The organism is Paraburkholderia rhizosphaerae (assembly GCF_004366595.1).
Classification (GTDB): Bacteria; Pseudomonadota; Gammaproteobacteria; order Burkholderiales; family Burkholderiaceae; genus Paraburkholderia; species Paraburkholderia rhizosphaerae.
Genome location: NZ_SORE01000056.1, coordinates 1 through 6,393 on the forward strand (window position 1 = coordinate 1; position 6,393 = coordinate 6,393).

The 6,393-nt window shown below is 60.5% G+C and carries 7 protein-coding genes; all 7 read left to right on the forward strand.

The window, feature by feature from the left end; all coding sequences use genetic code 11:
- Window positions 1-236 precede the first annotated feature (236 nt).
- The 7 genes from BX592_RS33325 to BX592_RS33355 all read left to right on the forward strand — a co-directional run bounded on the left by BX592_RS33325 (window position 237) and on the right by BX592_RS33355 (window position 5,948).
- Window positions 237-590, forward strand: a complete 354-nt coding sequence (locus tag BX592_RS33325; RefSeq protein WP_243849854.1) for a DUF1097 domain-containing protein — start codon at window positions 237-239, stop codon at window positions 588-590.
- A 207-nt stretch (window positions 591-797) separates the two neighbouring features.
- Window positions 798-1,844 carry a CobW family GTP-binding protein gene (locus BX592_RS33330; protein ID WP_134197594.1) on the forward strand — a complete coding sequence of 349 codons (1,047 nt, stop codon included), beginning with the start codon at window positions 798-800 and terminating at the stop codon, window positions 1,842-1,844.
- Between the two features lie 97 nt (window positions 1,845-1,941).
- Window positions 1,942-2,685, forward strand: coding sequence for a nitrile hydratase subunit beta (gene nthB, locus BX592_RS33335; RefSeq protein ID WP_134197595.1), 744 nt, complete (start codon window positions 1,942-1,944; stop codon window positions 2,683-2,685).
- Window positions 2,686-2,703: 18 nt separating this feature from the next.
- A complete protein-coding gene (nthA, locus tag BX592_RS33340; protein ID WP_134197596.1) occupies window positions 2,704-3,324 on the forward strand; it encodes a nitrile hydratase subunit alpha in 621 nt (206 codons plus the stop codon).
- 13 nt (window positions 3,325-3,337) lie between these two features.
- Window positions 3,338-3,691, forward strand: a complete 354-nt coding sequence (locus BX592_RS33345; RefSeq protein ID WP_134197597.1) for a nitrile hydratase accessory protein — start codon at window positions 3,338-3,340, stop codon at window positions 3,689-3,691.
- A gap of 41 nt (window positions 3,692-3,732) precedes the next feature.
- Window positions 3,733-4,782 carry a HoxN/HupN/NixA family nickel/cobalt transporter gene (locus tag BX592_RS33350; RefSeq protein WP_134197598.1) on the forward strand — a complete coding sequence of 350 codons (1,050 nt, stop codon included), beginning with the start codon at window positions 3,733-3,735 and terminating at the stop codon, window positions 4,780-4,782.
- A 98-nt stretch (window positions 4,783-4,880) separates the two neighbouring features.
- On the forward strand, window positions 4,881-5,948 hold the full coding sequence (locus BX592_RS33355) for a GlxA family transcriptional regulator (protein WP_134197599.1): 1,068 nt from the start codon (window positions 4,881-4,883) through the stop codon (window positions 5,946-5,948).
- Window positions 5,949-6,393 lie beyond the last annotated feature (445 nt).

The following is a 6,393-nucleotide window of genomic DNA, read 5'->3' on the forward strand; positions in this document are numbered from 1 at the left end:
AGATGATCGCCGATCCGGAGCAGAAGATTGGCCGTCCGCGTCAGCTGTTCATCGGCGAGACCGCGCGCGAAGCGAAGCCGCTCGCGAAGCGCTAAGCGCGACGCTTCCGCAGTCGCGTGCGGCGCGGTGCATAACGCCGCAGTCGCGCCAGACTGCAAGAAACAAACGCCTCAACGGCTCGATCGCCGTTGAGGCGTTTTGCATTTTCGCCCGTGTGTTCGATTGAATTCTGGTTTGTGAAGAGTCTCGCAGCCAATCTCACTGGCCTGCTAATCAGTTCGCTGACCCTGCTTGCGATCGCGACAACGAACAAAAGCGACATCGCGATTGCGATTTGCGTCGGCATCGGCAGCGCGGCGATGGTGCAGGCATCGAAAATCAAGCTGCTGGACGTGCTGCCGGCGATTGTCTGGGGCTTTGCGTCGACCGTCGGCACAACGGTAGCGACCGGCAAGGCGATCACTACGTCAGGCTTGTCGAATCCGGCTGTTGTCGCTGCCCCTGCGCTCGTGACCGGCGCGGTGTTCGGCCTGGTGTCCGAGCTAGCCGGAAATGCACTGACCTTCGACCGCGACGCGCGCGTGAGCTAGCTTGAGGCGCTGCATGCGCGGCATGCGCCGAACGACCACGTAGGCCGCGCAGATTCTGTCCGTATTGGACGGTTCCAACATTTTTCGCCATCGCGACCTTGGGTTTCTGACAACGTCGCCACTGAGCGGGACAACCGAGTTTTTGCGGCACAAAAAGCCTTATCTTGTTGATATATCAGTGCCACAAGCGACACACGAGGTCACACGATGCGTCTCAGGAAAATACCCACCACGGTCGTCACAGGCTTTCTTGGCGCGGGCAAAACGACCCTCGTCAACCATATTCTCGAGCGCACGCGACCGATGTCGATTGGCATCGTCGTCAACGAATTCGGGGAAGTCGGTATCGATGGGCAATTGATCGTCGCGGACGAGCAAGCCGTCATCGAAATCAATAACGGCTGTGTGTGCTGCACGGTGCGCAGCGATCTCGTCGCGAGCGTGCTGGAACTGCTCGAGCGTTACGGCGACGTTCTTGAACGACTGATTGTGGAAACCTCTGGCCTCGCGGACCCTGCGCCGGTACTACAGACTTTCCTCGCCGACCCGGACGTGCGCGAGCGCGTCGAACTGGAGTCGGTCATCGCAATAGTCGACGCAGTCCACGCACGGGACCAACTGAGCGATGACATCGCGCGCGAGCAGATTGTGTTCGCCGATCACGTGGTGATCAACAAGACAGATCTCGTCACGCCATCGTGCCTCGCCGCACTCGAGTCAAGCATCCGCGGACTAAATCCGACTGCGGCGCTGGAGTTCGTGACGCGCTCCGCAGCAGAGATTGACCGGCTGATCGGCCAGCGCGGTTTCTCGATCGACAACCTGCTCGCCGTCGAGCCTGGCCTGCTCTCTGAAGATGAGCACGACCATGAGCACGACACCAGCATCGGGTCCTGCGCATTTCATATCGAAGCCGAGCTCGATGCGGTCCGCTTCAATCGCTGGGCGAATCAGCTCGTGCAATCGCAGGGCGCATCGCTGCTGCGGATGAAAGGCGTGTTGAACGTGAGCGGCGAAGCGCGGCGCGTGCATTTTCACAGCGTGCACATGCTAATGGAAAGCAGTTTCGGCAAGCGCTGGACAGCCGGCGAAGCGCGGGCGAGCCGCTTTGTCATGATCGGTCGCGCGCTCGATGCGGACGCGCTCCGCGCAGGACTGCTCGATTGCGTCGCAGACCCGGCTGCGCGTTCCCGAGCGGTTGCCGACGCGACGAAGCGAACTGCCTCGATGACCGTCGCGGATTTTCCGCATTAAGCGACGCACCGTGCGTCGCGAGCGCAACTAAGAACCCGCATCCTGCAATCCATGCGCGTTACCGCGCAGGGCATTCATTACCCGTTGGGAGCACACCGTGAAACTACAGCACCATATCGGAGGTATCGAGAACCTTGGGCCGGTCAATCTCGATACTCGAGTTTTCGCCGAACCGTGGGAGCAGCGCATCTTTGGTATTCACACTGCAATGATGGCCGAAAGCGCGCATCTGGCCGATGCGTTGCGTGCGTATCCGGTCAAGGATCTGCCGACCCGTTTCAAAAGCGACTGGACGTGGGCGTCGCTGCGCACCGGCGCGGAACGCATGCAGCCGTTCGAGTACTTCAAGTTCCGCTACTACGAGAAGTGGCTCGGCGGTATCGCGCAATTCTTTATCGACGCGGGCTATATCCGTGCCGACGAACTCACGGAGAAAACCGCGTTTTACCGTGCTCATCCGGATGCAGCACTACCGGATCGTCCGAACGCGCCACTTGCGACGCAAATCAACACGTATCTGCAGCAGGGCGACTCCGGATATCACGAACCGGCTCATGCACCGCGCTTTGCAGCGGGTGACACAGTTCGCATTGCCGACCCCGCACCCGTCGATCACACGCGCCTTCCTGGCTATCTGCGCAACAAGACCGGCACCGTCGACGTTGTCTATCCCGGCGACTTCTCGTACTTCGTTTCGACCGGCGTCGACGGCGTCGGCAAGCCGATGGCCGTCTACCGGGTTGCATTCGATGCGACCGAGATCTGGGGCCCGGATAAAACCGAACCCAATACGACGATTTACGCGGACCTGTACGAAGCATACGTGCTGGCTGTTAACTGAATCACGAGGGCAAACGACATGAGTGAAATGTTTGATTTTCCGGAAGATCGCGAGTCGACCAGTGCGGCAAAAGTGCGTGCGCTCGAGGCGCTGCTGATCGAGAAAGGTGTGATCGGCAGCGATTCGGTCGACACGGTGCTGCGTCATTTCGAAACGGTCGCGGGTCCGTTCAACGGCGCGAAAATCGTCGCGCGTGCGTGGGTCGATCCCGATTACAAGAAACGGCTGATCGCGGACACGCCGGCCGCGATTGCCGAACTCGATCTGCCGGTCGGCATGGCAGGTGCCGAAGGCGAGCACATGGCCGCCGTCGCCAATGACGAAAACGTGCATAACCTGATCATCTGCACACTATGCTCGTGTTATCCGTGGCCGGTGCTGGGTTTGCCGCCGTACTGGTACAAGGACCCGGTGTTTCGCGCGCGCGGTGTGCGCGAACCGCGCGCCGTGCTGCGCGAATTCGGCGTCGCCGTGCCGGATGCCAAGGAGGTGAGGGTGTGGGACAGTAGCGCGCAGATCCGCTGGTTTGTCATCCCCGAGCGCCCGGCGAATACGGATGGCATGAGTGAGGACGCGCTCGCCGGTCTGGTTACGCCGGAATCGATGATGGGCGTCGCACTGGTCGCGGCGCCACACTGACAGGGAGCGCGCGATGTTCATGCGATTCGAGGAATATGCCGCGGCATCGATGCTCGGCGAATCTGACGCGCCGCCGCACCTCGACGGCAAGCTGTTCTTCACGGACCGCTGGGAGCGGGACGTGTTCGGCCTTGCGCTGTCGCTGTCGAAGGCGGGGTGTTTCGAGTGGGAAGAATTCAGGCAATGCCTGATCGCATCGATCGCCCGATGGGAAGCGATCGAATGCGCGAACCAGCCGCGCTGGGACTATTACGAGCGCTTTCTCGAAGCTTTGGTCAGCGTGATCGAGTCGAGCGGCACGTTATCCGCGGACGAGCTCCAGCGCGTGCTGACCGCACGCAGACCCGCGTCCGCTGCCGCGTCGTGATCAGCAACTCCAACCCGCATCTACTGCATAGGACCCGCTTGATGACTACGCAAACCGGAACCGAACGCGGCACCGTTTCAACGCGAGCCAGAATCGTCACGATGTATGTGATGCTGGCGCTGATCAACCTGTTCGCGTGGGTATGGGCATATGTGGTCCTGCGCGCGTCGCCGGCGCTGGTGGGGACCGCGTTTCTCGCGTACAGCTTTGGCCTGCGTCATGCGATGGATGCGGACCATATCGCCGCTATCGACAATGTCACGCGCAAGCTGATGAACGATGGCAAGCGCCCGGTTTCGGTCGGGTTCTTCTTCGCGCTCGGGCATTCGCTAACGGTGATTGTCGGCGCGGTCGTCGTCGCGTTGGCCACGAAGGCATTGGTCCATCATTTCGACACGTTCAGGGAAGCCGGCGCGATGATCGGCACCGTCGTGTCCGCATCGTTTTTGCTCGCGATCGGCGCAGTCAACGTTGTATTGCTCACCGACCTGATCCATGCGTTCCGTCAGATGAAAAACGGACGCGCACCGCGCAGCGACGATGCGCGGCTGCTGCAGTTCGACGGCAATGTTCTCGCACGCATGTTCAGGCCGCTGTTTCGTCTGGTCCGGTCGAGCTGGCTGATGCTGCCGCTTGGCATCCTGTTCGGGCTCGGTTTTGAAACCGCGACCGAAGTGGCCTTGCTCGGTACCTCCGCATCACAGGCATCCGCGGGTTTTTCGATCTGGACGATTCTTGTGTTCCCGTGCCTGTTCGCGGCCGGCATGCTGACCGTCGACACGACCGACGGAATCCTGATGTTGGGCGCGTATGGCTGGGCGTTCGTGAAGCCGCTGCGCAAGCTGTACTACAACCTGACGATCACGTTGATCTCGACAGTCATCGCGTTGCTGATCGGCGGCATCGAGGCGCTGGGCATCGCGTCGCAGGTGCTGGGTTTGTCGGGACCGTTCTGGCACATCGTCGATTCGCTCAATGACAACTTCGGCACACTTGGCTACGCGATCGTCGGAATATTTATTGTCGGATGGATCGTCTCCGCGTTGCTCTATAAACTCAGAGGTTACGAGCGGGACGTTGCCACCGCCTGAGCGGGATGTCGTGCGGTGTAGATGTAGCAAGCACGACGCAGCGCCGCGCGACACTCCGACCGATGTCCAACTGTTTCAGGCATGCGCAAGTGAACTCGATGAAACGCATCAAGATCGGCATGCTGGTGTTTCCCGGTTTCCAGCTGCTCGATATCGCCGGGCCTCGCGACGCGTTCAGCGAAGTGAAGGTGCTCAGTCGCGGCGAATGCGAGTACGAAATGCTCACGATAGGGACCACGCGTGGCACGGTCCATTCGTCGAGCGGCCTGACGGTAACGCCGGATCGCACGATCTTCGACCTCTGTCCCGAATTCGACACGATTATCGTGCCTGGCGGCCCCGGCATCTTCGATGCGTTCGACGACCCGGCGCTCGGCGAATGGTTGCGGCAGCAATACCGGCGCGCCAGACGCGTCTGCGCGATCTGTAACGGGCTATTCGCGCTCGGACCCGCCGGACTTCTGGATAACCGCGTGGTGACGACGCACTGGATGGATGTGCCGAGGCTTTCGGCGACCTTTCCGAAGGCGCGTATCGAACCGGATCACATTTACGTGAACGACGGCAGCATCTATACGACAGCCGGTGTCACCGCGGGCATCGATCTTTCGCTGGCGCTGATCGAGGAAGATTTCGGCAAAGCGATGGCGCTCGATGTCGCGAAATACCTGATCGTTTATCTGCGCCGCGCGGGCGGGCAGTCGCAGTTCAGTCCGCTACTGGAGTCGCAGGCGGCGCCTGGGTCGCAGGCGGGTACGCTACAGCAGTACATTCTCGACAATCTCGACGTCGATCACACGGTGACATCGCTCGCCGAACGCCTTCACATGAGTCCGCGCAATCTCGCGCGGACTTTCATACGCGAATGCGGTGTGACACCGATTACCTTCCTGAGCAATGCGCGCATCGACGCTGCGCGACGTTATCTGGAAGGCAGCGAATTGTCGTTGCGCGAAATTGCGAGGCGCTGCGGGTTTGAGAGCACCGATGCGCTTCGACGCGTTTTCGCGCGCCGTCTGCAAATCAACCCCACTGAATACCGCGAGCGTTTTCGCACCCGGATCGCAGCGGGCGCCGGGCGCGCGCCGCGCAATGCCAAGGCGGTGAAGAAGGCGTCAACGCAGTCCGCCGCGCGACGCGCAGCCACATCGGGGGATGTGGTTTGAGCGGCTTTATCGCGTGACACTTCGGTGTGATTTGCCAGCGTTGAATCTCAGTGGCCGACAGATGAAAATCTGTCGGCTTTTGCTTTGTTGGGCGCGTGAAGTTAGCCGCCCAGCACGCGTTCACGGCGGCTCAGCGATACATTTTTTACGCCAACTCTGCTAATCGATTGAATTCATTGACGGTTGGACGACCGTATCGCGCGCTGCCGGGTAACGTCGATACAGGTATCGACACTACCAGCCAAGCTACTGTTTTCTATCGGTTTTTTCAGGGTTTCGCGCGCAGCCGACGCGCGCTGCGTGGCATAATCTGCAGACAGCTTTGCAATGTAGCCACTACGATCCCCGCATACCATGGCACAGACTCTCTACGACAAATTGTGGAACAGCCACGTGGTCCACACCGAAGACGACGGCACGACGCTTCTTTATATCGACCGTCACC